This is a genomic window from Thalassovita sp. (assembly GCF_034670005.1).
Classification (GTDB): Bacteria; Pseudomonadota; Alphaproteobacteria; order Rhodobacterales; family Rhodobacteraceae; genus Thalassobius.
In genome coordinates this window covers 18,937-44,240 of record NZ_JAXMOH010000011.1, presented here as the reverse complement: position 1 = coordinate 44,240, position 25,304 = coordinate 18,937, and the positions used below count along the sequence as shown (strand labels likewise).

General features: G+C 57.1%; 32 protein-coding genes. 30 read left to right on the top strand and 2 right to left on the bottom strand.

All coding sequences use genetic code 11. The features are described 5' to 3' along the window. The first annotated feature begins 8 nt into the window (after window positions 1–8). The 11 genes from rpmC to rpmD all read left to right on the top strand — a co-directional run bounded on the left by rpmC (window position 9) and on the right by rpmD (window position 4,306). The gene (gene rpmC / locus VOI23_RS16040) at window positions 9–209 is read left to right on the top strand and encodes a 50S ribosomal protein L29 (RefSeq protein WP_323785966.1); all 201 of its coding nucleotides are present in this window, start codon (window positions 9–11) and stop codon (window positions 207–209) included. Window positions 210–220: 11 nt separating this feature from the next. Continuing rightward, a complete protein-coding gene (rpsQ, locus tag VOI23_RS16035) occupies window positions 221–451 on the top strand; it encodes a 30S ribosomal protein S17 (RefSeq protein ID WP_323785965.1) in 231 nt (76 codons plus the stop codon). An 81-nt stretch (window positions 452–532) separates the two neighbouring features. Beyond that, a complete protein-coding gene (gene rplN, locus VOI23_RS16030) occupies window positions 533–901 on the top strand; it encodes a 50S ribosomal protein L14 (RefSeq protein WP_009805806.1) in 369 nt (122 codons plus the stop codon). A 1-nt stretch (window position 902) separates the two neighbouring features. Next, window positions 903–1,214 carry a 50S ribosomal protein L24 gene (rplX, locus tag VOI23_RS16025; RefSeq protein WP_323785964.1) on the top strand — a complete coding sequence of 104 codons (312 nt, stop codon included), beginning with the start codon at window positions 903–905 and terminating at the stop codon, window positions 1,212–1,214. Continuing rightward, window positions 1,207–1,770, top strand: coding sequence for a 50S ribosomal protein L5 (rplE, locus tag VOI23_RS16020; protein WP_323785963.1), 564 nt, complete (start codon window positions 1,207–1,209; stop codon window positions 1,768–1,770). Before rplX ends, rplE begins: the two co-directional genes overlap by 8 nt. A gap of 17 nt (window positions 1,771–1,787) precedes the next feature. Beyond that, entirely contained in the window at window positions 1,788–2,093 is a 306-nt protein-coding gene (gene rpsN, locus VOI23_RS16015; protein WP_323785962.1) for a 30S ribosomal protein S14, read from the top strand. 13 nt (window positions 2,094–2,106) lie between these two features. Then, window positions 2,107–2,499 (top strand): 30S ribosomal protein S8, encoded by a 393-nt coding sequence (gene rpsH / locus VOI23_RS16010; RefSeq protein ID WP_323785961.1) that lies wholly within the window; start codon window positions 2,107–2,109, stop codon window positions 2,497–2,499. 10 nt (window positions 2,500–2,509) lie between these two features. Continuing rightward, on the top strand, window positions 2,510–3,043 hold the full coding sequence (gene rplF / locus VOI23_RS16005; RefSeq protein ID WP_058260865.1) for a 50S ribosomal protein L6: 534 nt from the start codon (window positions 2,510–2,512) through the stop codon (window positions 3,041–3,043). 11 nt (window positions 3,044–3,054) lie between these two features. Beyond that, window positions 3,055–3,414 (top strand): 50S ribosomal protein L18, encoded by a 360-nt coding sequence (gene rplR, locus VOI23_RS16000; protein ID WP_323785959.1) that lies wholly within the window; start codon window positions 3,055–3,057, stop codon window positions 3,412–3,414. Between the two features lie 118 nt (window positions 3,415–3,532). Beyond that, window positions 3,533–4,108 carry a 30S ribosomal protein S5 gene (gene rpsE, locus VOI23_RS15995; protein WP_323785958.1) on the top strand — a complete coding sequence of 192 codons (576 nt, stop codon included), beginning with the start codon at window positions 3,533–3,535 and terminating at the stop codon, window positions 4,106–4,108. A 12-nt stretch (window positions 4,109–4,120) separates the two neighbouring features. Continuing rightward, window positions 4,121–4,306 carry a 50S ribosomal protein L30 gene (gene rpmD / locus VOI23_RS15990; protein WP_323785957.1) on the top strand — a complete coding sequence of 62 codons (186 nt, stop codon included), beginning with the start codon at window positions 4,121–4,123 and terminating at the stop codon, window positions 4,304–4,306. A gap of 134 nt (window positions 4,307–4,440) precedes the next feature. Here the strand turns inward: rpmD and VOI23_RS15985 are convergent, their stop codons facing one another. Further along, the gene (locus VOI23_RS15985; RefSeq protein WP_323785955.1) at window positions 4,441–5,286 is read right to left on the bottom strand and encodes a glycosyl hydrolase; all 846 of its coding nucleotides are present in this window, start codon (window positions 5,284–5,286) and stop codon (window positions 4,441–4,443) included. A 319-nt stretch (window positions 5,287–5,605) separates the two neighbouring features. Between VOI23_RS15985 and VOI23_RS15980 the strand changes: the two genes are divergently transcribed. From VOI23_RS15980 to VOI23_RS15960, 5 genes are all read left to right on the top strand, one after another. Further along, window positions 5,606–6,787, top strand: coding sequence for an ATP-binding protein (locus tag VOI23_RS15980; RefSeq protein WP_323785954.1), 1,182 nt, complete (start codon window positions 5,606–5,608; stop codon window positions 6,785–6,787). Window positions 6,788–6,954: 167 nt separating this feature from the next. After that, entirely contained in the window at window positions 6,955–8,211 is a 1,257-nt protein-coding gene (locus tag VOI23_RS15975; RefSeq protein ID WP_323785953.1) for a PAS domain-containing sensor histidine kinase, read from the top strand. 156 nt (window positions 8,212–8,367) lie between these two features. Beyond that, entirely contained in the window at window positions 8,368–8,826 is a 459-nt protein-coding gene (gene rplO / locus VOI23_RS15970; RefSeq protein WP_323785952.1) for a 50S ribosomal protein L15, read from the top strand. A 121-nt stretch (window positions 8,827–8,947) separates the two neighbouring features. Next, window positions 8,948–10,309, top strand: coding sequence for a preprotein translocase subunit SecY (secY, locus tag VOI23_RS15965; protein ID WP_323785950.1), 1,362 nt, complete (start codon window positions 8,948–8,950; stop codon window positions 10,307–10,309). Next, window positions 10,306–10,947 carry an adenylate kinase gene (locus tag VOI23_RS15960; RefSeq protein ID WP_323785949.1) on the top strand — a complete coding sequence of 214 codons (642 nt, stop codon included), beginning with the start codon at window positions 10,306–10,308 and terminating at the stop codon, window positions 10,945–10,947. Before secY ends, VOI23_RS15960 begins: the two co-directional genes overlap by 4 nt. Before the next feature lie 15 nt (window positions 10,948–10,962). Here VOI23_RS15960 and VOI23_RS15955 read toward each other — a convergent pair whose 3' ends face one another. Further along, entirely contained in the window at window positions 10,963–11,361 is a 399-nt protein-coding gene (locus VOI23_RS15955) for a BLUF domain-containing protein (RefSeq protein ID WP_323785948.1), read from the bottom strand. 403 nt (window positions 11,362–11,764) lie between these two features. On the opposite strand from VOI23_RS15955, the gene rpsM reads away from it, so the two are divergent. From rpsM to VOI23_RS15885, 14 genes are all read left to right on the top strand, one after another. Continuing rightward, complete coding sequence (gene rpsM / locus VOI23_RS15950) at window positions 11,765–12,133, top strand: 30S ribosomal protein S13 (RefSeq protein ID WP_323785947.1); 369 nt, start codon at window positions 11,765–11,767, stop codon at window positions 12,131–12,133. 15 nt (window positions 12,134–12,148) lie between these two features. After that, the gene (rpsK, locus tag VOI23_RS15945; protein ID WP_058260853.1) at window positions 12,149–12,541 is read left to right on the top strand and encodes a 30S ribosomal protein S11; all 393 of its coding nucleotides are present in this window, start codon (window positions 12,149–12,151) and stop codon (window positions 12,539–12,541) included. A 110-nt stretch (window positions 12,542–12,651) separates the two neighbouring features. Beyond that, complete coding sequence (locus VOI23_RS15940; RefSeq protein WP_323785945.1) at window positions 12,652–13,668, top strand: DNA-directed RNA polymerase subunit alpha; 1,017 nt, start codon at window positions 12,652–12,654, stop codon at window positions 13,666–13,668. Window positions 13,669–13,805: 137 nt separating this feature from the next. Then, complete coding sequence (gene rplQ / locus VOI23_RS15935; RefSeq protein WP_323785944.1) at window positions 13,806–14,225, top strand: 50S ribosomal protein L17; 420 nt, start codon at window positions 13,806–13,808, stop codon at window positions 14,223–14,225. Window positions 14,226–14,522: 297 nt separating this feature from the next. Then, on the top strand, window positions 14,523–15,587 hold the full coding sequence (locus VOI23_RS15930) for a 3-deoxy-7-phosphoheptulonate synthase (protein ID WP_323785943.1): 1,065 nt from the start codon (window positions 14,523–14,525) through the stop codon (window positions 15,585–15,587). 102 nt (window positions 15,588–15,689) lie between these two features. After that, entirely contained in the window at window positions 15,690–17,069 is a 1,380-nt protein-coding gene (locus tag VOI23_RS15925; protein WP_323785942.1) for a trypsin-like peptidase domain-containing protein, read from the top strand. 3 nt (window positions 17,070–17,072) lie between these two features. Continuing rightward, window positions 17,073–18,389, top strand: a complete 1,317-nt coding sequence (locus VOI23_RS15920) for a replication-associated recombination protein A (protein ID WP_323785941.1) — start codon at window positions 17,073–17,075, stop codon at window positions 18,387–18,389. Window positions 18,390–18,545: 156 nt separating this feature from the next. Further along, window positions 18,546–18,923, top strand: a complete 378-nt coding sequence (crcB, locus tag VOI23_RS15915) for a fluoride efflux transporter CrcB (RefSeq protein ID WP_323785940.1) — start codon at window positions 18,546–18,548, stop codon at window positions 18,921–18,923. Then, on the top strand, window positions 18,920–19,975 hold the full coding sequence (locus VOI23_RS15910; protein ID WP_323785939.1) for an RluA family pseudouridine synthase: 1,056 nt from the start codon (window positions 18,920–18,922) through the stop codon (window positions 19,973–19,975). Before crcB ends, VOI23_RS15910 begins: the two co-directional genes overlap by 4 nt. After that, window positions 19,972–20,658, top strand: coding sequence for an HAD-IA family hydrolase (locus tag VOI23_RS15905; RefSeq protein WP_323785938.1), 687 nt, complete (start codon window positions 19,972–19,974; stop codon window positions 20,656–20,658). The genes VOI23_RS15910 and VOI23_RS15905 overlap by 4 nt, the downstream gene beginning before the upstream one ends. Then, window positions 20,655–21,368: an ATP12 family chaperone protein gene (locus VOI23_RS15900; RefSeq protein ID WP_323785937.1), complete on the top strand. Its 714-nt coding sequence runs from the start codon at window positions 20,655–20,657 to the stop codon at window positions 21,366–21,368. Before VOI23_RS15905 ends, VOI23_RS15900 begins: the two co-directional genes overlap by 4 nt. 220 nt (window positions 21,369–21,588) lie before the next feature. Further along, a complete protein-coding gene (locus tag VOI23_RS15895; RefSeq protein ID WP_323785936.1) occupies window positions 21,589–22,605 on the top strand; it encodes an amino acid ABC transporter substrate-binding protein in 1,017 nt (338 codons plus the stop codon). Window positions 22,606–22,727: 122 nt separating this feature from the next. Continuing rightward, window positions 22,728–23,975: an ABC transporter permease subunit gene (locus VOI23_RS15890; RefSeq protein ID WP_323785935.1), complete on the top strand. Its 1,248-nt coding sequence runs from the start codon at window positions 22,728–22,730 to the stop codon at window positions 23,973–23,975. Window position 23,976: 1 nt separating this feature from the next. Further along, on the top strand, window positions 23,977–25,302 hold the full coding sequence (locus VOI23_RS15885; RefSeq protein WP_323785934.1) for an amino acid ABC transporter permease: 1,326 nt from the start codon (window positions 23,977–23,979) through the stop codon (window positions 25,300–25,302). The last annotated feature ends 2 nt before the right edge of the window (window positions 25,303–25,304 follow it).

The window sequence follows — 25,304 nt, the reverse complement described above, 5'->3', positions numbered from 1 at the left end:
AAAAGGCGATGAACGCCAAGGAACTGAGTGAAAAGTCCCCGGACCAGCTCCGCGAGGAACTGGGTTCGCTGAAGAAAGAAGCGTTTAACCTGCGCTTTCAACAGGCCACTGGTCAGCTGGAAAACACCGCTCGCATGCGTCAGGTCCGCCGTGATGCTGCTCGTGTCAAAACCGTGTTGAACCAAAAAGCCCAAGCGGCTGCTGAATAAGGACCTGTCTGATGCCCAAACGTATTCTCTCCGGCACCGTTACCTCGAACGCCAACGCACAGACCGTGACCGTTCTGGTCGAGCGCCGCTTCACCCATCCGGTTCTTAAGAAAACCATTCGTAGGTCCAAAAAATACCGGGCTCACGACGAAAACAACCAATTCAACGTCGGTGACGCCGTCCGCATTCAGGAATGCGCACCGAAGTCGAAAACCAAGCGTTGGGAAGTGGTCGTCGCGTAAGCGATCCACTTTGCAAAGCTTTAATCGAAACCCTGGGGACACGGGTGACTGCAAGCCCCCCCACAGGTCGGGAGAAACCAAATGATCCAGATGCAGACCAATCTGGATGTTGCTGATAACTCCGGCGCTCGCCGAGTTCAGTGCATCAAGGTTCTGGGTGGCTCGCACCGTCGCTATGCGTCGGTCGGCGACATCATCGTGGTGTCGGTGAAAGAAGCCATCCCGCGCGGTCGCGTGAAAAAGGGTGACGTCCGTAAGGCCGTCGTCGTACGCACCGCCAAAGAAGTCCGTCGCGAAGATGGTACTTCGATCCGTTTTGACCGCAACGCCGCCGTTATTCTGAATAACGCAGGCGAACCGGTCGGCACCCGTATCTTCGGGCCGGTTGTTCGCGAACTTCGCGCGAAGAACTTCATGAAGATCATCTCGCTCGCCCCGGAGGTGCTGTAAGATGGCTGCCAAACTGAAAAAAGGCGACAAGGTCGTCGTCCTGACCGGCAAGGACAAGGGCAAAGAAGGCGTTATCGCCTCGATCGACCCGAAAGCCGGTAAAGCCGTGGTTGAAGGTCTGAACATGGCCATCCGTCACACCCGCCAGACTCAGACCAGCCAAGGCGGCCGCCTGCCCAAGGCAATGCCGATCCAGCTGTCGAACTTGGCCTATCTCGACGCAAATGGTAAAGCGACCCGTGTTGGCTTCCGTATGGAAGGCGACAAGAAAGTCCGTTTTGCCAAGACCACGGGGGACGTGATCGATGCTTGATACCGCGACTTATACCCCGCGTCTGAAGGCGCTGTATGTCGAAACGATCCGGGCCGCTCTGAAAGAAGAGTTCGGTTACAAGAACGACATGCAGATCCCACGTTTGGACAAGATCGTGCTGAACATCGGCTGTGGTGCAGAAGCTGTCAGAGACAGCAAGAAAGCCAAGTCGGCTCAGGAAGACCTGACGCTGATCGCCGGTCAGAAGGCCTTGACCACCGTTGCCAAGAACTCGATCGCTGGTTTCCGTGTTCGTGAAGGTATGCCAATGGGCGCGAAAGTGACCCTGCGCGGCGACCGGATGTACGAATTCCTGGACCGTCTGATCACCATCGCAATGCCTCGTATCCGCGACTTCCGCGGCGTGTCGGGCAAATCGTTCGATGGTCGCGGCAACTATGCCACCGGTCTGAAAGAGCACATCGTCTTCCCCGAGATCGATTTCGACAAAGTCGATGAAGTCTGGGGCATGGACATCGTGATTGCCACCACCGCGGATACCGACGCGGAAGCCAAGAGCCTGTTGAAAGCCTTCAACATGCCCTTCAATAGCTGACGCGGGGAGATAGAGTAATGGCTAAGAAATCCATGGTCGAACGCGAGAAGAAGCGCGAGAAGCTGGTGGCCCGTTATGCCACCAAGCGTGCTGCTCTCAAAGAGATCATCAATGACAAAGACAAGCCGATGGAAGAGCGTTTTCGCGCTTCTTTGAAGCTTGCTGAACTGCCGCGCAACAGCTCGGCTACCCGTCTTCACAACCGCTGTCAGCTGACCGGTCGTCCCCACGCTTACTACCGTAAGCTCAAGGTCAGCCGTATCATGCTGCGGGAACTGGGCTCGTTTGGCCAGATCCCCGGTTTGGTGAAATCCAGCTGGTAAGGGAGAGAGTGATATGAACGATCCTATCGGCGATATGCTCACCCGTATCCGTAACTCTCAGTTGCGTGGCAAGTCGACCGTGTCGACCCCCGCTTCGAAACTGCGCGGTTGGGTTCTGGATGTGTTGGCTGACGAAGGCTACATCCGCGGCTACGAAAAAGGCACTGATAGCAACGGTCATCCGACCTTGGAAATCAGCCTGAAATACTACGAAGGCACTCCTGTCATTCGCGAAGTGAAACGGGTTTCGAAACCCGGTCGTCGCGTCTACATGGGCGTCAATGACATCCCCGTTGTCCGTCAAGGTCTGGGCGTGTCGATTGTCAGCACTCCGAAAGGTGTGATGTCGGACGCAGCTGCGCGCTCCAACAATGTTGGCGGCGAAGTGCTCTGCACCGTCTTCTAAGGAGGTTGCAATGTCTCGTATTGGTAAAAAACCGGTTGACCTGCCCAGCGGCGTTTCCGCCACCGTGTCGGGTCAGACCATCGAAGTGAAGGGTCCGAAAGCGACCCAGAGCTTTACTGCAACTGACGATGTGACCCTGACGGTCGACGACAATGTCGTGACCGTGACGCCGCGCGGCAAATCCAAGCGCGCCCGTCAGCAGTGGGGCATGTCGCGCACCGTCGTGGCCAACATGGTCAAAGGTGTGAGCGAAGGCTTCAAGAAAGAGCTGGAGATCAACGGTGTGGGTTACCGGGCACAGATGGCAGGCAACGTCCTGAAGCTGAACCTTGGTTATTCGCATGAAGTCAACTTCGAGGTGCCGAACGGTGTAACCGTGACCTGCCCGAAGCAGACTGAAATCGTTATCGAAGGTGACGATGTGCAACTCGTCGGTCAGGTCGCGGCCAATATCCGCGAATGGCGTGCGCCGGAGCCCTATAAGGGCAAGGGCATTAAGTACAAAGACGAGTATATCTTCCGTAAGGAAGGCAAGAAGAAGTAAGGACGAGCAAAATGGCAAACAGCAAACGTACCCTGTTTCTGAAGCGCCGCTTGCGCGTTCGGAACAAGCAGCGGAAAGTGAATCGTGGCAAATTGCGCCTGTCGGTTCATCGCTCCAACAAGAACATCAGCGTGCAGCTGATCGACGACGTTCAAGGCGTCACCCTTGCCGCGGCCTCCTCTTTGGAGAAGGACCTCGGTGTGGTTGGCAAGAACAATGTCGAAGCAGCTGCCAAGGTGGGCACGGCAATCGCCGAGCGCGCCAAGAAAGCCGGCGTCGAGGAATGCTATTTCGACCGCGGCGGCTTCCTGTTTCATGGCAAGGTGAAGGCTCTGGCCGACGCTGCGCGTGAAGGTGGTCTGAAGTTCTAAAGACTTGCGGGGGACGTTCGCGTCCCCCCGATGATCCGGGACGCGCCCCCGTTTTGGGGCCGCCACCAGGATTGAGATATTTGGGCGCCTCGTCGCGCCAGCATGAAAGGAATGCCGAATGGCAGAACGTGATAACCGTCGTGGCAACCGCCGCGATCGTGATGAAACCCCGGAATTCGCCGATCGTCTGGTCGCGATCAACCGTGTGTCGAAAACCGTAAAAGGTGGTAAGCGCTTCGGCTTCGCTGCCCTGGTGGTTGTTGGCGATCAAAAAGGTCGCGTCGGTTTTGGTAAAGGTAAAGCGAAAGAGGTCCCCGAGGCCATCCGCAAAGCCACCGAACAGGCCAAGCGTCAGATGATCCGTGTGCCGCTGAAAGAAGGCCGCACCCTGCATCACGACATGGCAGGCCGTCATGGCGCCGGTAAAGTCGTTATGCGGACTGCACCGGAAGGTACCGGTATCATCGCCGGTGGTCCGATGCGTGCTGTATTCGAGATGCTGGGCATCAAGGATGTCGTGTCGAAGTCGATCGGGTCGCAGAACCCCTATAACATGATCCGCGCAACGCTGGACGGCTTGACCAAAGAAGCCAGCCCGCGTTCGGTTGCGGCCCGTCGTGGCAAAAAAGTGGCCGACATCCTTCGTAAGGATGAAGCTCCTGCACCGGCAGAAACCGCGCAAGCGGAAGCGTAAGGAGAAATCGACATGGCTACTATCGTTGTCAAACAGATCGGGTCTCCGATCCGCCGTCCCGCCATTCAGCGTCAGACCCTTATCGGTCTGGGCCTGAACAAGATGCACAAGACCCGCGAACTTGAAGACACCCCCGCGATCCGCGGCATGGTCAACAAGATCCCGCATCTGGTCGAGATCGTCGAAGAGCGCGACTAAGCTAGGCGAGCTAGCGGACAGACGTCCGGTTTGCTAAATGATACACCCTCGGTCAGAAATGACCGGGGGTGTTTTTTTACTTTGGGGGATTGAGTATCCTGATCGTTAGGCGCTGGAAAACCCAGTTTGCTGCCTTATTCGGTCAGGCCAGCAACCTTGCGTGATCCCACACGGGTCAGTATCCGGTCAAAGGCAAGCCCAACCGGGGTTGGTTCCATATTGCGGTCCACCAGGTTGATCTGAGGGGACTGGCCGTTCCAGGGATAAGGGTTGGCCGCGAACCAGGCGTGACGTTCGACAAAGGCCAGGTTTTCCATCATTGCGATGGCCTGTTCAGCGAAGCGCGCGTTTTGTTGATAGCTGACAGCACCAGGGCGGTTCCAGTCGATCATGGCGAATTCGGTTACCCAGATCGGGCGGCCATAGGCGCGGTGCACCGCTTGCAGCCATTTTCGGAAAGCCGCGACGTCGCCGTTTTTCGAATAATAATGTACCGCCATGAAATCGACCCGCAACCCGCGGCGGCCCACTTCGGTCATGAACCGGTGTTGCCACGATCCCTTGCCAAGCGTTTCACCCTGTGTCGTGGCCGGGGACCCGAGACGCAGGCCACGCGCTTCCAGCTTGGGCCAGAGCGCTGCGGCCTTTTTGACCGAGAGACCGGCCTGATGCTTGCCATTGTTGCGGTCGGGTTCGTTGAAGCCCAGCAAAGCTTTGGCCCGGCGGGACGACACAATGCGTTTATTCACGTCACGGGCATTGTGGATCATCGGCACGAATTCGACCGTACGGGACACGCCGCCGCGATGCCAAATCTGATCTGGGCGCCAGTTGTAATACCATTCAAGCCCGGGCCGTTGTTCGATCCATTCCAGAGTTGTTTTACCGGGGTTTTCCCAGGCACCAACGCCCGCTTTCTGTGCCAGCGCGGATTGCGCGAGAACAAGGATACCGAGAACATAGGTCAGAGTGCGGATCATTAATCTTTCACGAGCCTTAGACAGTGGATAAATGGTTTAACGGTAACGATACTGGAAAATATAGCAAAAATCAGGCCAGCCCGTGGCTTTTAGCGGATAATTGCCAGTGCCTGTCAGGTGTTCGGCATGGAGCTTTAGTTGCGAGGCGGGCAGCTGTCTTCACCTTATGGATCGAACAGATTTGCCTAACTCTCCTTTGGCGTGTGGTTTCAGTAGCTTATTGGGAAAAGGCACAAGACAAAACACTTGGCGGTTGTTGATAAAACATGCACCATAAAGTCAGGTATGCGAAGCATTCGCTTGTTGGAGGCGACCTGCATTGGCAGATTCTGGACTGGATCTCGATTCGATTGAGCAATTGGCAGGTCAGGTCGGCCATGCTTCGCCGAATGGGATCGTCATAACTAACAAGTCGGGGGCGATTGTCTGGGTCAACGCCTCATTTGAAAAAACTTTTGGTTACACCAGCCCGGATTTGATCGGAGAGCCGATTGAAGTACTTGTTCCCGATGATGTGAAAGGACGCCACGTAGCTTTGCGGGATGCATTTGCGCGTGAACCTTCACGGCGGCCGATGGGGGGAACGGTTGTTCTGTTCGGGCGGCACCGGGATGGCCGCAATATTCCCATTGAAGTCGGGCTTGGCAGTCTGGAAACCGCCGATCAGGTGTATTCGATCGCTTTCGTTATTGATGTCACGCCGCGCTACAGGCGTGAAAAAGAGCTGGAGATCTATCGCCGCAATCTGGAACAGATGGTTGATGAGCGAACCGAAGATCTGCGCATGGCACTGCGGTCAACCGAATCCAATGTAAAGCTGCTGCAAGACGTGCTGCGTTCTTTCAGTCACGAATTCCGGACGCCATTGAGCATTATCGTCGGCTATGCCGAAATGATGAAATCAATGGCGGACAACAATATTGTCGATTTCGACAGAGACCATGAGGATTACCCGGCTCTCATACTGGACGCAGGCAACATGTTGATCGAGTTGGCGGCGAAGGCGTCTCAGATGACGGTGGTTTCCACCGGCGGGGCGGTAGCGGATACCAAGCCGCTGGCATTGGATGAAATCGTGGAGCGGGCGCGCTGCCGCAGTGCCAAGTTGATGCGGTCCATGGTTTCGGAATTCCAGGTCAATCTTGTCGATGTTCCGATGGTGAGGGGCGATGAGGACCTTTTGATCCGCACCATGGATTTATTGTTCGAGAACGCGGCGAAATATGCCGGTGCTGACAGCAAGTTGATCATTTCGGCGGAAAAAAGGGCAGGGCGGTGCCGTTTGCGGCTGGATGATAATGGTGCTGGACTAAACGAGGGGGACTATCAAAGGGCGTTCGAACCCTTTGAGCGGCTGGGACAGAAACATGGCAGCGTGTCCGGTACCGGGCTGGGGTTAACATTGGCCCAGGCCTACATGACCGCGATGGGTGGAAGGATGGGAATGGAGCAATCACCGCAGGGCGGATTGCGCGTGTGGTTGGAATTGCCCTTGGCCTGAACACGTGCGAATTGGGGACGGGTATTCGGACCAACGAGATGTTGATATGACGGCATCGCAAGAGCGGCAAAAGTTCTATCTGACTTACAGCTTCTTTATTCCGGTAAGATATTGTTAATATCTGTCGTTCCAAGTCCTAATGGAATTGCGCGGAGCCGGAAGCTAATATGCCAAGACCCACGGATTACCCGGAAAATTCACAGGATACCCAGCCTGTGGAAGACGGTTTTGCTGGGCCGAATCTCGATTTTCTTTTGAAAGCGACCGCAGAAAGTTCCCCGAACGGTGTGATCATCGTGGATGATATGGGCATTGTGGTTTGGGCCAATCATTCTTTGTGTGATATCTTCGGGTATGAGCGCGGCGAGCTGCACGGCAAACGCTTGGAAATTCTGCTCCCTGAGCATTTGCATGATAAACACGTCAAACTGCGCTCCGGTTTCGTGGCGGCGCCGAAATCCCGGCCGATGGGGGGGAACCAGGTCCTGTTCGGGCGCCATCGGGATGGCCGGGACGTTCCTATTGAAATCGGTCTGACCGGAATAGTGGCCGACGGAAAGACTTATAGCACTGCCTTCGTGTCCGATATTACCGAGCGACTTTCGCAAAGCGATGAATTGCTGCGGCACCGTCGCAATCTGAAAGAGCTGGAGATTCAGCACAGAAATCTCGAAGAACTGGTGCGTGAACGAACCGAGGATCTGAGATTGGCGCTCAACTCGACACAATCCAATGTACAGTTGCTCAACAATGTTATGTCAACGCTCAGTCATGAAATCCGCACTCCGCTGAATACGATCATCGGTTATGCAGAACTGTTGGATTTACTTCACGTTGACGGGTCTCCGGAGTCGGGCAAAAGGCTGAGGGATTACGCAACATTCATTCTCGACGCGGGGGTAAACCTGATCAGCCTGACCCAAAAGGCGACCAATATGACGACGGTATCCACCGGCAGGGTGGCGTCGTCCATCGAACAGGTCGATCTTCTGGATGTTCTGGAAATGGCGCGTCAACGGAATGAACGGCTTCGGCCAAAACATGCGATCAGTTACCGTTTTCAGGTGCCCGATGGCCAAAAACTGCGTGCAAATACCGAACTGCTGGTTCGTGCGCTGGCACTGCTGTTCGAGAATTCCGAAAAATATGGCGGCAAGGATTGTCTGGTTTCCGTTACCGCAGAAGTAAGTGACGGAATGTGCCATATTCGGATTGATGACAACGGTCCGGGATTGGCTTCGGCGGATGCCCAAAGGGTGTTCGAACCGTTTGAACGGCTGGCTTACAAGCATAGCGACATATCGGGCGTTGGTTTGGGGCTGACCTTAGCGCGAACCTATATCGATGCGATGGGTGGCTGGATCGGGATGGAACAATCGCCAGCGGGCGGGGCGCGGGTCTGGATCGAATTGGCGGCAGCCTGAATTCAGGCGCAGCGATACAAGTTGTGACTCTTGCAATGCGCAGGCCTTGCGTCTATACGCCCCCGGTGGCCCTGTGTGCCACAGAATCAACAATCAAAAAAAGCCGCGTTTGATCCTATCACGCTTCGGGGATCATATCCGGCAAGGAGAAGCGAAATGAAACTGAATGAACTGCGCGACAATCCCGGCGCCACCCCAAAACGCACCCGTGTGGCCCGTGGCCCCGGTTCGGGTAAAGGTAAAATGGGTGGCCGTGGTATCAAAGGCCAAAAATCGCGTTCGGGTGTGGCGATCAATGGCTACGAAGGCGGCCAGATGCCGCTCTATCAACGCTTGCCCAAGCGCGGATTTAACGTCCCGAACCCCAAGAAATATGCCGTTGTGAACCTTGGCCTTCTGGCGAAATTCATCGACGCTGGCAAAATCGACGCCAAGGCTCCGATCACCGAAGACGTGCTGGTCGAAAGCGGTCTGGTGCGTCGTAAGCTGGACGGCGTACGCATTCTGGCCAAAGGCGATTTCAGCGCCAAGGTCGATCTGGACGTGACCGGCGCATCGAAGTCGGCCATCGAAGCGGTCGAAAAAGCGGGCGGCTCGCTGAAGGTCAAAGCGTAAGCGACAGCTTAACGGGTTGTGAGCGGCGGCTGAGCCGCTTACATAGGCCCAAGTTTTCCTAAGAACGCCGCCTGAGCTGGAAAACGCTCTAGGCGGCGTTGTCATATGAGAGAGACCACGCATGGTATCTGCAGTCGAACAAATGGCCGCGAACACAAGTTGGGCCGCCCTTGGAAAGGCGACCGAGCTTCGCAGCCGCATCCTGTTCACCCTGGGCCTTCTGATTGTCTACCGCCTCGGCACGTTCATTCCGGTTCCCGGAATCGACGGTGTGGCGCTGCGCGACTTCATGGAAGGTGCGGCCGCTGGTTTGGGCGGTATTCTGTCGATGTTTACCGGCGGTGCGCTCGGTCGGATGGGCATTCTGGCTCTCGGCATCATGCCTTATATCTCGGCGTCGATCATCGTACAGCTTCTGACCTCGATGGTGCCATCGATGGAGCAGCTGAAGAAGGAAGGCGACCAGGGCCGCAAGAAGATCAATCAGTATACTCGTTACGGCACCGTGGCCCTTGCCACGTTGCAGGCTTACGGGCTGGCAGCATCGTTGGAAGCGGGTGATCTGGTTACCGATCCGGGGCTGTTTTTCCGCGCCTCCTGCGTGATCACTCTGGTTGGCGGCACGATGTTCCTGATGTGGCTGGGTGAACAGATCACCAATCGCGGCATCGGCAATGGTATCTCTCTGATCATTTTCGTCGGCATCATCGCCGAAGTCCCCGCTGCGCTGGCCCAGTTCCTGAGCCAGGGCCGGTCTGGCGCGATCAGCCCGGCGGTGATCGTTGGCGTGTTGATAATGATCGTGGCGGTGATCGCGTTCGTTGTATTCATGGAACGCGCGCTGCGCAAAATCCATATTCAATATCCCCGCCGTCAGGTCGGTATGAAAGTCTATGATGGCGGATCGAGCCATCTGCCAATCAAGGTTAACCCGGCCGGTGTGATCCCGGCGATCTTTGCCAGTTCGCTGCTGTTGCTGCCGACCACGATCAGCACCTTCTCAGGGCAACAGACCGGGCCAGTCATGTCGACTTTGTTGGCATATTTTGGCCCCGGGCAGCCGCTTTACCTGCTGTTCTTTGTCGGTATGATCGTGTTCTTCGCCTATTTCTATACCTTCAACGTGTCCTTCAAGCCCGACGAAGTGGCGGACAATCTGAAGAATCAGAATGGTTTCGTTCCCGGCATTCGCCCGGGTAAGAAGACTGCCGAATATCTGGAATATGTTACCAACCGGATTTTGGTACTGGGCGCGGCCTATCTTGCGGCAGTTTGTCTCCTTCCTGAAATTCTGCGTCACCAGTTGTCGATCCCATTCTATTTTGGCGGTACTTCGGTACTGATCGTCGTGTCCGTGACCATGGATACGATCCAGCAGGTGCAAAGCCATTTGCTGGCACACCAGTACGAAGGGCTGATTGAAAAATCGCAGCTACGCGGTAAAGGGAAGAAACGCGCAAGGAAGGGACCCGCACGTCGATGAATATTATTCTGCTTGGACCGCCAGGAGCGGGCAAAGGAACGCAAGCCCGCCATTTGGTGGAAACCCGTAACATGATCCAGCTTTCGACCGGCGACATGCTGCGCGAAGCCAAGGATAGCGGCACCGAGATGGGCAAGATCGTGGCCGATGTAATGGCGCGCGGCGATCTGGTCACCGACGAAATCGTGATCGGCCTGATCCGCGAGAAGCTGGAAGGCGACAAGGCGGGCGGTTTTATCTTTGACGGTTTTCCCCGCACCTTGGGGCAGGCGGATGCTTTAGCCGAATTGCTGTCCGAGAAGGGTGAAAACCTGGATGCAGTGATCGAAATGCAGGTGGATGACGCTGCGTTGGTGTCGCGCATCACCGGTCGGTCGACTTGCAGCAACTGTGGCGAAGTTTATCACGACGAGACCAAGCCGTGGCCTGCCGACGGCAAATGCAGCAATTGCGGTGGCGGCAGCCAGAAACGCCGGGCGGATGACAATGAGGAAAGCCTCAAGCAGCGCCTGATGGAATATTACAAGAAAACCTCACCTCTGATCGGGTATTACTATGCCAAGGGTCAGCTAAGCACCGTGGACGGTCTGGGCGAGATCGAGGGTGTGCAAGCGGCGATTTCCGACATTCTTGGCTAGAACTGCTTTAGCAAATCAAGCAGAAAAACCGGGTTTGGCGATACGGATGATCGAATTACGTATCGCCTCTCCCCGCTTGGCGCCGACAGATTCCGGCAGTGTTTCGCAAGACACCAGTTCGGATGTCAAACAGCGATATCCCATCGCCCAGTGGCCGAATGATCGGCGTTCTATTTCCCAGAAGCCTTCCCGTTGAACGTCCTTGTGTCGCGAATCCCTTTTGATCGTCTCAAACAGACCGAGTATGGATTTTTCGGGCCCTTCCAGCACCTGATAGAAGGTCGACACGTCCCGAAGAAGGAAGCCGGTTATGTCTTGATCGATGTTGTGTTGTAACGCAGCGCGTAAGATTTCTTCGTCTTGACGGCTGCCAGCGTTGAAAAGGGGTTTGCTGGAGTAAAGCAATTGAAACATGTTAACCTACTACTTGGGACATACAAATCGGACTTGTGAGGATAGCGAACAATTTCGGTGGCTGTAAAGGCGATGTAAGAGCAGCGCGATGAAATCGAACGCGACAACACTTCAGTGCGACCTGTATTGCGAACGCTTTTTGAATGCCCGCATCGCTGCAGAGGCGTCCAATCAACAGTACTGCTTTGATAGGCCCCAATTCCTTTCGGGAATCCGGCCTTGACCTTGTGGAAAAATCCTCCTACCTACCCTCATCTCGGAGAGAGAATCATTTTTGCATCGCGGGATTTGCCCGTCTTGCAGATCACCTGATCAGCTGAGGCCCGGCGAAGAATAGCGTCGGGCTTACGTTGTGAAAAAAGGTTCTGGAGCTACGGAACCGCAACGAAAAGGAAAGTGACACGTGGCACGTATCGCCGGCGTAAACATCCCGACCGCCAAACGGGTTCCCATCGCCCTCACATATATCACCGGAATCGGCCCCTCCTCGGCTAAATCCATTTGCGAGGCCGTCAACATCGACGAAGCCCGCCGGGTTAACGAGTTGTCGGATGCCGAAGTTCTGGCCATCCGTGAACATATCGACGCCAATTACACCGTTGAAGGTGACCTGCGTCGTGAAGTTCAGATGAACATCAAGCGTCTCATGGACTTGGGCTGCTATCGCGGTCTGCGCCATCGCCGCAACCTTCCTGTGCGCGGTCAGCGTACCCACACCAACGCTCGTACCCGCAAAGGCCCCGCAAAGGCCATTGCCGGTAAGAAGAAGTAAGGGAGGTAGCTACCAATGGCACGTGATACCCGTCGTGGGGCCAAGAAAAAGGTCTCCAAGAATATCGCAACTGGCGTCGCACATGTGAACTCCAGCTTCAACAACACCAAGATCCTGATCTCGGACGTGCAGGGCAACGCCATTTCGTGGTCGTCGGCCGGCACCATGGGCTTCAAGGGCTCGCGTAAGTCGACCCCCTATGCCGCTCAGATGGCTGCAGAAGATGCAGGCAAGAAGGCTCAGGAACATGGTGTGAAAACCCTGGAAGTCGAAGTTCAGGGTCCCGGTTCGGGCCGTGAATCGGCGCTGCGCGCTTTGGCTGCTGTCGGTTTCAACATCACCTCGATCCGTGATGTGACCCCGATCGCGCATAACGGCTGCCGCCCGCCGAAACGCCGCCGGGTCTAAGAACATCTTATCAACTGGGGCTGTGCATCCGCACGGCCCCAGTACGTCATTTTGAAACCTCGGGCGTCTTGGCCTTCGGACATGGGGACAGGACAGGAATGGAGGGACGCATGATCCACAAAAATTGGGCAGAATTGATCAAGCCGACACAGCTTGATGTGAAGCCGGGCAATGACCCGACTCGTCAGGCCACTCTGGTCGCTGAACCGCTCGAACGCGGATTCGGTCTGACCTTGGGCAACGCGCTGCGTCGCGTGCTGATGAGCTCGCTTCAGGGCGCGGCCATCACCAGCGTGCAGATCGATAACGTTCTGCACGAATTCTCCAGCGTGGCCGGTGTTCGCGAGGACGTGACAGACATCGTTCTGAACCTCAAGGGCGTGTCGCTGCGGATGGAAGTCGAAGGGCCGAAGCGGCTGTCGATCAACGCCAAAGGTCCGTCGGTTGTCACCGCGGGCGACATCAGCGACAGCGCTGGGATCGAGATCCTGAACAAAGAACACGTGATCTGCCACCTCGACGATGGGGCCGATCTGTACATGGAACTGACCGTGAATACTGGTAAGGGCTATGTACCGTCCGACCGCAATAAACCAGAAGACGCACCGATCGGCCTGATGCCGATCGACGCAATCTATTCGCCGGTCAAGAAAGTCAGCTACGACGTGCAGCCGACCCGTGAAGGTCAGGTTCTGGACTATGACAAGCTGACCATGAAGATCGAAACCGACGGTTCGGTCACCCCGGAAGATGCCATCGCTTATGCGGCGCGCATCCTTCAGGACCAGCTGACGATCTTCGTCAACTTCGAAGAACCCGAAGCCGCTGGCCGTCAGGACGAAGATGACGGTCTGGAATTCAACCCGCTGCTGCTGAAGAAAGTAGACGAGTTGGAACTGTCTGTGCGTTCGGCCAACTGCCTGAAGAACGACAATATCGTTTATATTGGCGATCTGATCCAGAAAACCGAAGCAGAAATGCTGCGCACCCCGAACTTCGGCCGCAAATCTTTGAACGAGATCAAAGAAGTGCTGTCGGGCATGGGCCTGCATCTGGGTATGGATGTTGAAGATTGGCCGCCGGACAATATCGAAGATCTGGCCAAGAAATTCGAAGACGCTTTCTGAGTTGCGGCGGGGGAAACCCCGCCCTCTCAACACTGAATGCCCGGGTTGCCGGGGAAATACAGGGCCTTGCCCCAAGGAGAGCCGGTGACACGCATCGCCGGCCAGACAAAGCAAAACGCGATATTAGGAGATAGAAAATGCGTCACGCTCGTGGTTACCGCCGCCTGAACCGAACCCATGAACACCGTAAGGCCCTGTGGGCCAACATGGCCGGTTCGCTGATCGAACATGAACAGATTAAAACCACCCTGCCGAAAGCCAAGGAACTGCGCCCGATCGTTGAAAAGCTGATCACGCTGGCCAAACGTGGCGATCTGCATGCCCGCCGTCAGGCCGCATCGCAGCTCAAGCAGGACCAGTATGTCGAGAAACTGTTCGACATCCTGGGCCCGCGCTACAAGGATCGTCAGGGCGGTTACATCCGCGTCCTGAAAGCGGGTTTCCGCTATGGCGACATGGCCCCGATGGCGATCATCGAATTCGTCGACCGTGATCCGGCTGCCAAAGGTGCTGGCGACAAAGCCCGCCTGGAAGCTGAAGCTGCCGACGCAGAATAAGATATCCGGTCTCGGACCAGATGGAACCCCCGCCATTGGCGGGGGTTTTTCTTTGCCCACCTTTTGCCCGGAACGACGATATTCGCATTTTTTGTGATGACAGCGCCACGAATCCCCCTTAGCGTCCGGGACATGACCCAAACTTTTGCCGCAGTCTGGTTTTATTTTTATCCGAGCCAACCGGCGGTCGGAGGGGTCAACGCGTTCTGAACTAGGATCAGACAGCAGACATCACACCAACCGCCCCGCTGGGCGGTTTTTTTGTCCGCCCGGGGCCCCGACAAGGAAGCCCAGAAAATGGAAACCGAAAACCTACGTATCACCAGCATGCAAGAGCTGGTTTCGCCCGAAGACCTGACCGCGCGGCTGCCTGTCGCCGCCCGCACCGCCCAGACCGTGCTGGACGGGCGCGCGGCCATTCAAAACGTGCTCAGGGGGGCGGATGATCGTTTGATTGCCGTCGTCGGTCCCTGTTCTATTCATGATCCGGCAGCCGCGATGGATTATGCCAAGCGGCTGCAACCGTTGCGAAATGACCTGTCTGATACGCTGGAAATCGTCATGCGGGTGTACTTCGAAAAACCCCGTACCATTGGCGGCTGGAAAGGGTTGATCAACGACCCCCGACTCGATGGATCGTTCCGGATCAATGAGGGGCTGGAAATGGCGCGTAGGTTGTTGCTCGATATCAATGGGATGGGCCTGCCGGTGGGGACCGAATTCCTCGATACGTCCGTGCCGCAATACATTTCTGACCTGATGGCCTGGGCCGCCATCGGTGCGCGGACTACAGAAAGCCAGATCCACCGCGAAATGGCGTCGGGGCTGTCCTGCCCGGTTGGGTTCAAGAACGGTACAAGGGGCAATGTCCAGATCGCCATCGACGCGGTGCGTTCGGCCGCGCGACCGCATCACTTCATGGCATTGGGCAAAAACGGTCGTGCTGCCATTGCCGCCACCAGCGGCAATCCCGACTGCCATGTCATCCTGCGTGGTGGCGGCGGGACAAATTACGATGCGGCCTCGGTCGAAACCGCCTGCCGAAAGGCGCAACAGGACGGTATCCGCCCGCAGGTAATGATTGATGCCAGCCACGCCAACAGCAACAAGGACCCCGAAAAACAGCCGCTGGTTCTGGCCGATGTGGCCACTCAGATCGCGGCAGGTGACGGGCGCATCACCGGGGTGATGGTCGAAAGCCACCTTGTGGCCGGACGGCAGGAACTGGGAACTGCGCCGCTGGTCTATGGACAATCGATCACCGATGGTTGCCTTGGTTGGGACGACACCGTGATCGCGTTGAAACAGATGGCGAAGGCGGTGGAAAAGCGCCGGTCCCTTCCATTGCGTCGGGCCGGTTAAAGGGAACCGTGCAGGCTCCTGCCGCGTGGAGGGGCCTTCGGTGCTTGCAATCCGGCCCGTCGCTTCGCATATCAGGGGCAAGTCAATGAAAGGCGGACCAAAATGCTGCGTATCCTGATTTCCATTCTTCTTATCCTTGCCAGCCCTGTGGTGGCGGATACCAAGGTTCCGAAAAGCCAGATGGAAATTCAGTTGGGCTTTGCCCCCTTGGTGAAGCAGGCCACACCCGCAGTGGTGAATATCTATGCCAAGCGGATCGTTCAGGCCCGGCAAAGCCCGTTCCAGAACGATCCGTTCTTTCGCGGGATGTTCCGGGATTTCGGCGAAGTCCGGCCTCAGGTGCAAAATTCACTGGGATCCGGGGTGATCCTGTCCGAAGACGGCTATGTGGTGTCGAATTACCATGTGGTCGGAGATGCGGCGGAAATCCGCGTGGTGCTGAATGACCGGCGCGAATTCGACGCAAAAGTGGTTCTCGCCGATGAAGAAAGCGATTTGGCGATCCTTTCGCTGGACGGTGCCCGCGACATGCCGTTTCTGGACTTGCGCGACAGTGACGGCGTAGAGGTGGGCGAATTGGCACTGGCCATCGGTAACCCGTTCGGGGTCGGTCAGACCGTCAGCAGCGGCATCGTGTCGGGGCTGGCGCGATCGGGCACCGCGACCGGCAATGGACGCGGCTATTTCCTGCAGACGGATGCGCCGATCAACCCGGGTAATTCCGGTGGCGCGCTGATTGATGTGAACGGCCGCCTGATTGGCGTCAATACCTCGATCCTGACCCGCTCGGGTGGATCGAACGGGATCGGGTTTGCCATTCCTTCCAATCTTGTCGCGCAATTCGTGGCGCAGGCTCGGCAAGGCCATGATCGGTTCCTGCGCCCTTGGGCCGGGATGAACGGCCAACCGGTAGATGCCGATATCGCCGCCAGCCTCGGGCTTGACCGCCCCGGCGGCATCCTGATTTCGGGGCTGCACCCCGTCAGCCCGTTCCTGCAGGCGGGGTTTGCCCCGGGTGATGTTATCACGGCGGTAGACGGACAACCGGTGAACACACCCGCCGAGATGATTTTCCGCATGTCGGTGGTGGGGCTGGGCCAGGAGGTGCCGGTAACCCGGTTCCGGGATGGGGAAAACAAGGAATTTGGTGTCAGGTTGATCGCGGCCCCCGACACCCCGAAACGCGATACCCGGGTGCTGAACAAGAAGACGGCGCTGCCGGGGTTGGAAGTTTCCAATATCAACCCCGCCATTCTGGCCGAATACGGCCTTCCCTTGGGCAGCACCGGCGTAATGGTCGAAAAGCCCGGCCCTTATGGGGCGCGGGTCGGGTTGCAATCCGGCGATATCCTGCATGTGATTAACGGTAAAACGGTCGAAACCACCAAGGATGTCGAAAAGGCCCTGTCGGGTCGGGTACAGCGCCTGGCCTTCGACGTGCAGCGCGGCTTGCAGCGGCTGGTGATCCGGTTCAGGCTGTGAAACATGGCCGACCTGTTCGATCCCGCCCCCGGTAACCCGGACCAACACAGCAGCGCGCATAGGCCGCTGGCGGATCGTCTGCGGCCGCAGACGCTGGCGCAGGTGATCGGTCAGGATCAGGTTCTGGGGCCAGAGGCGCCGTTGGGTGTAATGCTGGGCTCGGGCAGTCTGTCTTCATTGATCTTTTGGGGGCCGCCGGGGGTGGGCAAAACCACCATCGCGCGGCTTCTGGCGGATGAAACCGATCTGCATTTCGTGCAGATCAGCGCGATTTTTACCGGTGTACCGGATCTGAAGAAAGTGTTCGAAGCGGCCAGGCTCAGGCGTCAGACCGGGCAGGGGACGCTTCTGTTCGTCGACGAAATCCATCGCTTTAACAAGGCGCAGCAGGACAGTTTCCTGCCGCATATGGAAGACGGCACCATCCTTCTGGTTGGTGCGACCACGGAAAATCCCAGTTTCGAACTGAACGCCGCCGTTCTCAGCCGGTCGCAGGTTCTGGTGCTGGAACGGTTGGCACTGGCCGATCTGGAACGTCTGGCACAGCGGGCGGAAAAGGAATTAAACCGGGCTTTGCCACTGGATGGGCCTGCGCGCGAAGCGTTGTTGGAAATGGCCGATGGCGACGGTCGGGCGCTGCTGAACCTGATTGAACAGGTGGCAGCCTGGACCGTCAAAGACAAGCTGACGGTGGAGGCGCTATCGCAGCGGCTGATGAAGCGGGCGGCAAAATATGACAAGTCGGGCGAAGAGCATTACAACCTGATTTCGGCGCTGCACAAATCTGTGCGTGGCTCCGACCCGGATGCGGCGCTGTATTGGTTTGCACGGATGCTGGAAGGTGGTGAAGATCCGCGCTTTCTGGCGCGGCGGATCACCCGGATGGCGGTCGAGGATATCGGTTTGGCCGACCCGCAGGCGCAATATCTTTGCCTGCAGGCCTGGGAAACCTATGAACGGCTGGGCAGTCCCGAAGGTGAACTGGCACTGGCGCAGGCGGTGGCCTATCTGGCGTTGGCCCCGAAAAGCAACGCGGTTTACATCGCCTACAAGGCCGCCCGGGCGAGCGCCCGAAAATCTGGTAGCGAACCGCCCCCGAAACATATCCTGAATGCACCGACGAAGATGATGAAGGAACAGGGCTTTGGCGCTGGCTACGCCTATGATCACGATGCCGAGGACGGGTTTTCTGGGCAGAATTATTTCCCTGAAACAATGCGCCGGCAAAGCTTCTACCTGCCTGTTGAACGCGGCTTCGAGCGGGAATTGAAAAAGCGGCTGGACTATTTCGAAAAGCTGCGCCGGCAGCGCGGCGCCTGAGTATTTCAGCCAAGATGAAATTTGTACTCCCCGATTTTATCTTGGCCAAAATACTCCCGCCGGAGGCGCAGGTCACCGGCCCGCGATTTTGGCTGGTCTGACTGTTCCAGCTTTGAAAACTTGACAATCCGGCAGTAGCAGATCAGGAGGGGCGCCATGTTGATAACGGCTTTTCAAGTCGCCCTCGGGGGCGCATTCGGCGCAATGCTGCGCTATCTTTCCGGAGTTGCCATCTTCAAGCTGATGGGCCCCGGTTTCCCTTTGGGTGTGCTTTTCGTCAATATCCTGGGATCGGGGATCATGGGGGCGATGTTGGTTTATCTTGGTCAGCGTGGATTGAGCCATCTCAACCCGTTCTTGATGACGGGGGTTTTGGGCGGTTTCACTACCTTTTCGGCCTTTTCTCTGGAAGCTTTCACGCTTTATGAACGCGGCGCCGTCGGGCAGGCGGCAATCTATGTCGGGCTATCGGTGCTGCTGTCTTTGATGGCGCTGGTGGCCGGAGTAAACCTTATGCGGTGGGCCCTGACATGAGTGCTGTACAAACACTGACCGTGGGGTCGGACGATGGCAATCAGCGGCTGGATCGCTGGTTGAAACGGCTGTTCCCGCATCTGGCACAGGGCCGCATCGAAAAGATGTGCCGCAAAGGCGAATTGCGCGTCGACGGTGGCCGGGTCAAGGCATCGACCCGGCTGGAAGCCGGGCAACAGGTGCGAATCCCACCCTTGCCGGACCCGGACGAGATGCCGAAAGCGGCGGCCAAACCCAGGCCCTCCACGGTTTCGCCCGAGGATGAAAAGCTCATTCAATCCTGCGTTTTGTACCGCGATGACCATATCATCGCGCTGAACAAGCCCGCCGGGCTGCCGACGCAGGGCGGTAGCAAGCAGACCCGACATGTCGACGGATTGACCGAAGCGCTGAAATTCGGGATGGAGGAAAAGCCGCGGCTGGTGCATCGGCTGGATAAGGATACTTCCGGGGTGCTGCTGCTGGCGCGCACCCGCGCGGCGGCGCAGGCGTTGACCGCCGCGCTGCGGCACAAGCAGACCCGCAAGATTTACTGGGCCCTGGTGGCCGGGGTGCCCACCCCCTATCTGGGCGAAGTCAAATACGGGCTGGTCAAGGCTGGTGGCCACGGTGCCAAGGGCGAGGGCGAAAAGATGGTTTGCGTGCATCCGCACGACATCGACAGAACACCTGGCGCGAAGCGGGCGCATACGCTGTATGCCACGCTCTATCGGGTTGCCGGGCGCGCGTCCTGGGTGGCGATGGAACCGTTGACGGGGCGTACCCACCAGCTGCGTGCGCATATGGCAGAGATCGGACATCCGATTATCGGTGACGGTAAATATGGCGGCTCGAGGCAGGAAAATATGGGGGATGGCTGGGGTGCGCAACTGGGCGGGGTGATCAGTAAAAAACTGCACCTGCATGCCCGGTCCATGACCTTCCTTCATCCGGTAACGAAAAAACCGGTGACGATTACGGCACCGTTGCCCGAACATATGAAACACAGTTGGGACACTTTCGGCTGGACCGAGGATCTGGCCGCCGACGATCCTTTCGAGACGCTGCAATGAACGACGCCCTGCGGCTGATCCTGTTCGATGTCGACGGAACGCTGGTGGACAGTCAGGGCGACATCGTTGCCTCGATGACGAGCGCCTTTGCGTCCGAGGGGATGGCACCGCCCGCGCGCGCGGCGATCCTTGGCATCGTTGGGTTGTCGCTCGACGTGGCGATGCCCAAGCTGGCGCCGGGGTTGGAACAGGCGGCCTATGCGCGATTGGTCGACGCTTATAAGGCGTCCTATATGGCGCTGCGCGCGGCGCAGGGGGCGCAGAAAAACTCGCCGCTTTATCCGCATATCCGTGCGGTACTGGATCAGTTGTCGACAATTGATCATTATCTGCTGGGGGTTGCCACCGGCAAATCCCGACGCGGACTGGATGCGCTGTTGGCAGGGCATGGCATGGAACATTTGTTTCTGACCCAACAGGTCGCGGATCACCATCCGTCGAAACCGCATCCGGCGATGATCATGTCGGCACTGTCTGAAACCAGTATAGCAGCGGAAAACGCGGTGATGATTGGCGATACCAGCTTTGACATGGATATGGCCCGGGCCGCCGGGGTGGGGGCGCTTGGTGTCGGCTGGGGCTATCACCGGGCCGAGGTGCTGGCTGGTCTGGCCGATGATGTGATCCATGATGCACGTGACCTGCCCGGCGCAATCGAACGTATGTGGGAGAGCAAGCAATGAGCATTCTTAAACCCAAGCGTTTCTGGAAAGAAGCCACACCAGAGCCGGTCGAAAACGGTTGGCAGGTGGCATTGGACGGACGTTCAGTCCGGACCCCCGCCAAACGGCTGATGGTCTTGCCCTCACTGCGGCTGGCGCAGGCGGTCTCATCTGAATGGGACGCTCAGGAAGACGAAATCGACCCCTCGCTCATGCCCTTTACCCGGATGTCGAATTCGGCGCTGGACAAAGTGGCGGTTCAGCATGATGCGGTTGCTGAAATGCTGGCCGAATATGGCGGTTCGGATTTGCTTTGCTACCGCGCGACTCATCCGCAAGAGCTGATTTCGCGACAGGCGGACGCGTGGGATCCGGTGCTGGACTGGGCTGCACAAAATCTGGGCGTTCGGTTGCAAGTTGTGTCAGGGGTGATGCCGATGGCGCAAAGTGAGGCCGTTCTGGATAGGATGCAGAAGTTGGTAAAGGATCTGGACGATTTCCAACTGGCCGCGTTTCATGACCTGGTCTGCATGTCTGGGTCTTTGATCCTAGGGTTCGCTGCGGTGCGGAACTATTGCGATATCGAACAAATTTGGCAAGTTTCGCAGCTAGATGAAACTTGGCAGACTGAACAATGGGGCGTCGACGAAGAAGCTGCGGCAAAGGCCGAGCATAAGCGGCAGGAATTCCTGCATGCCAAGCGATTTTTCGACCTAAGCGCGACGACGTGATCTGAGGCAGATATTATTCTGTAATTGGGGAAAAGATTACCTTTCCCTTGCGGAAACCCTTTGCAGTGCTCGCTTTTGACGAACTGTGACTTGACCTTTTGCGATGAAATCGCCCAAAGTTTGGTCACTGACGGGGGAACACCTGTCATATTCGTCCTCGATTCCGCAAAGGGGTCGAAAACCGCTCAACCACAGGGCGGACAATCAGGAAGAGGTAAACATGAAAAAATCCGTATTTCTTGGCGCGTTGACCGTTGCCGGCCTTTCGGCTGGTGTCGCAGCAGCCGGGACTCTCGATGATGTGAAAGCACGCGGCAAGCTGAACTGCGGTGTGACCACTGGTCTCGTTGGTTTCGCAGCGCCTGACGCAAACGGCCATTGGGAAGGCTTTGACGTTGGCGTCTGCCGTGCTGTCGCCGCTGCTGTCCTTGGCGACAAGGATGCCGTCGAATTCGTCCCAACCACCGGTAAGACCCGCTTTACCGCTCTCGCCTCTGGCGAAGTGGATATGCTGGCCCGAAACACTACCTGGACTTTCTCGCGCGATGTCGATTTGAAATTCGAATTCGTCGGCGTGAACTACTATGATGGTCAGGGCTTCATGGTTCCCAAGGAACTGGGCGTGTCTTCGGCCAAGGAACTGGACGGCGCGACCGTTTGTATCCAGACCGGCACCACCACCGAGCTGAACCTGGCGGATTTCTTCCGCTCGAATAACATCAGCTATGAACCGGTTCCGATCGAAACCAACGCCGAAGCTCAGCAGCAGTTCCTGGCTGGTGCCTGCGACGTCTACACAACCGACGCATCGGGCCTGGCCGCGACTCGTGCAACCTTCGAAAACCCGGGCGACTTTGTGGTTCTGCCTGAAATCATTTCGAAAGAACCGCTGGGTCCGCTGGTCCGTCACGGCGACGCCGAATGGGGTGACGTTGTGCGCTGGACGCTGAATTCGCTGATCGCAGCCGAAGAGCTGGGTATCACTTCGGCCAATATTGGCGAACTGTCGAGCGGCACTGACAACCCAGAAATCAACCGTATGCTGGGGACTGAAGGTACCTTGGGTGAAATGCTGGGTCTGGATGCCGAATGGGCCAAGCGCGCCATCATGGCGGGTGGTAACTACGGCGAATTGTTCGAAAAGAACATCGGCGCAAGCACCCCGATCGGTCTGGCGCGTGGTCTGAACGCACAGTGGACCGAGGGTGGTCTGCTTTACGCTCCGCCGTTCCGGTAATTTCTGCATTCTTAGGGCGCGGCGCAAGCCGCGCCCTTTCTACTCTATCAGTCTGACAAGATCGACCATCGGCCCTTGAGGCCAGTTAAAACAATAAGGTCGAATGACGGGGAACATCCCAAATGACAACACTTATCGACCCTCCCAAGGAGTCGTTCCGGCTGTCTATGTTGATTTACGACACCCGGTATCGGTCGATGACCATTCAGGTCGTCGCCATGCTCGGCTTCATGCTGCTGATCGGATGGTTAATCAACAATACCGCGCAAAACCTGCTGGATCTCGGAAAAGAACCGAGTTTCAAGTTCCTTGGTGAACCTGCCGGATATGACATTAACCAGCGCCTGATCGACTATGACAATCAGAACTCCCATATGCGGGCCGCCTTTATCGGTCTGCTGAATACCCTGCTGGTGGCAGTGATGGGCTGTATCACAGCGACCATTCTGGGTGTGATTATCGGTGTTTTACGCCTGTCCAAGAACTGGCTGATCGCCAAGCTGATGACGGTCTATGTGGAAACCTTCCGCAATGTGCCAGTGCTGTTGTGGATCGTGTTCACAATGGCTGTGCTGATCGAAACCTTACCCTCGCCACGCGCGTTCAGGGGGGTTGAAACCGGGTCCATAGTCGTCACCAACCGCGGCATTTATGTGCCCGAGCCACTGTTTTCCCGCAGCTTGGGGGACATTCATCTGTTCGGGGCGTCCAGTTTCCGTTTCAATGTCTCACTGGATCTGATCGTCGTCCTGATAGCATTAGGTCTGGGGCTGTTCGTCAGGCATAAAATCAAGCTGCGCGCCAATCGGATTCAGGAAGCAACAGGCAACCGTCCGACAACTTGGTATCTGAGCCTTGGCGCTGTGGTGGTGCCGCTGGCGATGGTACTGATCGGGTTGGGGTTCCATCTGGGCTATCCCGCATTGAAAGGCTTCAACTTTCAGGGCGGCACCCATATGCGCAATTCACTGATCGCGCTGTGGTTGGCTCTGTCGCTTTATACCGCGGCCTTCATCGCAGAAAATGTGCGCGCCGGTATCCTGGCCATTTCCAAGGGCCAGACAGAGGCTGCCGCGGCGTTGGGATTGCGATCCAACCGGATCATGAGCCTTGTCGTGCTGCCGCAGGCACTGCGGGTGATCATCCCGCCGCTGATTTCGCAGTATCTCAACCTGACCAAAAACTCGTCTCTGGCCATCGCCGTGGGCTATATGGACCTGACCGGCACATTGATGGGCATCACCCTGAACCAAACCGGCCGCGAACTGGAAACGGTTCTGCTGGGCATGCTGATCTATCTGGTGATCAGCCTGAGCATCTCGATGGTGATGAACTGGTATAACAACCGCGTCAAACTGGTGGAGAGATAACATGAACGATGTATCTTTTGTCCGCACAGAAATGCTGCAACAGCAGACGCCACCGGCCACGTCGGTCGGGATCGTTGGCTGGATGCGGGAAAACCTGTTTTCGGGCTGGCTGAATTCGATACTGACCGTGGTGTCGGGCCTGTTCGTCCTCTTCGTGCTCGAGGCGATCCTGAGCTGGGCCTTGTCTCCTACATGGGGGGCGATGTCGCTGAACGAATGCCGCGAAATCTTGGCTGGTCACGAAGGGGCTTGTTGGGGGGTGATCCGGGACCGCTGGGTGCAGCTTTTGTTTGGGTTCTATCCGCCTGAATCCTACTGGCGCCCGATCCTGACCTTCATTCTGCTGGCGGTCGCTTTGGCCCCCATATTGTTTGCCGAGAAAGTTCCGGGCAAGCTGATCTACTTCACCGCGATCTTCCCCTTCCTGATGCCTTGGCTGCTATGGGGCGGGACGATCTGGGGACCGCTGGCTGCGGCCGCCGGTTTCGTCATCGGCTTCTTTGTCTACAAGGCCGTGAATACGGCCGCAGGCAGCCTTGCTGCAGTGATCGCGGCCGTCGTTGCCGCGTTGGTCTGGTGGCTTATCCTGTCGGGATATGTGGTCAACGGCCTGCCGAATTCCGATGACCCCAACGCCGTAGGCGGGCTCAACGCGATTCTGCCCATCGGGCTGGAAGCCATCAACAGCCGGAACTTTGGCGGCATGATGTTGTCAATCACCATCGGCGTTGTCGCCATCGCTTGTTCGCTGCCCATCGGCATCGTTCTGGCGCTGGGGCGTCAATCTGATCTGCTGATCGTGAAATCTCTTTGCGTGGGTTTCATCGAATTCATTCGCGGTGTGCCGCTGATCACGTTGCTGTTCGTCGCCTCGACGCTGCTGAACATCTTCATGCCTCCGGGTACGAATTTCGACATCATCATGCGGGTGATCATCATGGCGACCCTGTTTGCGTCGGCCTATATGGCCGAGGTGATCCGGGGCGGGTTGGCCGCATTGCCGAAGGGACAGTACGAGGGCGCCGATTCGCTGGGGCTGGATTACTGGCAGGCGCAGCGGCTGATCATCATGCCGCAGGCGTTGAAAATCTCGATCCCCGGTATCGTGTCCACCTTTATCGGCCTGTTCAAGGACACCACGCTGGTGTCGGTGATCGGCTTGTTGGACCCGCTGGGCCTGTCGAATGCCATTCGTGCGGATTCTGACTGGAACGGGATTGTCTGGGAACTTTACGGCTTTATTGCCCTGATGTTCTGGGTCTTCTGTTTCTCCATGTCGCGTTATTCCATGTATCTCGAGCGCAAGCTCAGAACCGATCATCAGTAAGG